The following is a 1,776-nucleotide window of genomic DNA, read 5'->3' as shown; positions in this document are numbered from 1 at the left end:
AGCCCGCGAAGCGGAGAGGGATTCCAAAGGGCGCAGCCCTTTGGCCGCCGGAGGCTATTTCTCCGCCTGCCCGGCCGCTCATCACTGCCTGATCGCACGCCGTCTAGGAGCGGAGAGGGATTCCAGAGGGCGCAGCCCTTTGGCCGCCGGAGGCTATTTCTCCGCCTGTCCGGCCGCTCATCACTGCCTGATCGCACGCCGTCTAGGAGCGGAGAGGGATTCCAGAGGGCGCAGCCCTTTGGCCGCCGGAGGCTTCTTCTTCGTCAGTCTGCCGTCCTGACGGGCGACGCATCCTGTCGCGGCTTAGCGGTTGCGGGCCTGGTAGCGGTTGGTGCGTGCTTCCAGCCTGCGGGAGAATTCGGTGAGCACGAAGCAGACCACGAAGTAGAGGACGGCGATGGTGATGAAGATTTCGAAGGGGGCCTTCATGGTGCGGTTGTTCACCTGGGTGGCGGTCTTGGTGAGTTCGTTGACGCCGATGATGTAGGCCAGGGAGGTGTCTTTGGTGAGGGAGACGAACTGGTTCACGAAGGAGGGGATCATGTTCTGGAGCGCCTGGGGCAGGATGACGTGGATCATGGCCTGGGTGTGGGAGAGGCCGGTGCCGCGCGCGGCTTCCATCTGTCCCTTGGGAAGGGAGAGCACGCCCGCGCGCACGATTTCGGCGATGTAGGCGCTGGTGAACACGATGAGGGCGATGATGGCGGACTGCCAGTCGGGCAGGTTGAATCCGAACACGGCAGGGGCCAGGAAGAAGAACCAGAAGATGACCATGAGCAGCGGCGTGCCGCGGATCACCTCGATGTAGACCAGCGACGGCGTGTTGAGCCATTTGCGCGAGGAGAGGCGGCAGACGCCCACCACGAGGCCCAGCCAGAACGCGCCGAAGATGCCTGCCAGGGCCATGAGGATGGACATGGCCAGGCCGCCGAGGGGTCCGTTGGGGTATGCGCCCCAGAGGAAGTAGTCCAGGTTGTTCCAGACGATGTCCCAGTGCATGCGCGCTACCTCGTGGCCGTGCGCAGCACGCGCAGGTTGTACTGCTGGATGGAGAAGGAGACGATGAGCGAGATGGACAGGTAGATGAGCGTGGACACCGTGAAGGCCTCGAAGCCGTGGAAGGTGTGCGATTCGATCTGCCGGGCCATGTAGGTGAGGTCCATGACGCCGATGGTCATCACCAGGGAGGAGTTCTTGATGAGGTTCAGGAACTGCGAGACGAGGGGCGGCACGATGATGCGGAAGGCCTGGGGCAGGATGACGTAGGCCATGGCCTGCATGAAGGAGAGTCCGCAGGCGCGGGAGGCTTCGAGCTGCGTCTTGGGGATGGCGAAGATGCCGGAGCGCAGGTCTTCGGCGATGAAGGCGGCTGTGTAGAAGCTCAGGGCGATGACGCCGCAGCTGAATTCGAAGTCCTGGGCGTTGAGCCAGCGGTTCACGCCGTCGGGCAGCACGGAGTAGGAGCCGAAGTACCAGAAGAAGATCTGAACCAGGAGCGGCGTGTTGCGGAAGAATTCCGTGTAGGTCCAGGCGATCCAGACGAGCGGTTTGACCTTGGTGATCCGGAGGATGCACAGGAGCGTGCCCATGACCAGGGCCAGGACGATGGAGATCGCGGAGATCTTGAGGGTGGTGGCCAGGCCCTGGAGGATCCAGTCTCCGTATTCGCCGGAGACCACCAGGCCGAAGTCGAATTGGTATGCCAACGTGCTGCTCCAGGTGCGCCGGGCCGGGCCCGGGGGGGCCGGCGGGCGCGCTGGGCGCCCGCCGGGGATT

The 1,776-nt window shown here is 64.1% G+C and carries 2 protein-coding genes; both read right to left on the bottom strand.

Annotated features, from left to right (window positions below; all coding sequences use genetic code 11):
- Positions 1–303 precede the first annotated feature (303 nt).
- A complete protein-coding gene (locus ACV4UX_RS19210) occupies positions 304–999 on the bottom strand; it encodes an amino acid ABC transporter permease (RefSeq protein ID WP_491594883.1) in 696 nt (231 codons plus the stop codon).
- A 5-nt stretch (positions 1,000–1,004) separates the two neighbouring features.
- Positions 1,005–1,706 carry an amino acid ABC transporter permease gene (locus tag ACV4UX_RS19205; RefSeq protein WP_491594882.1) on the bottom strand — a complete coding sequence of 234 codons (702 nt, stop codon included), beginning with the start codon at positions 1,704–1,706 and terminating at the stop codon, positions 1,005–1,007.
- Positions 1,707–1,776 lie beyond the last annotated feature (70 nt).

Source organism: Fundidesulfovibrio sp. (assembly GCF_058402725.1).
This window is presented reverse-complemented; position numbering and strand designations above follow the sequence as displayed.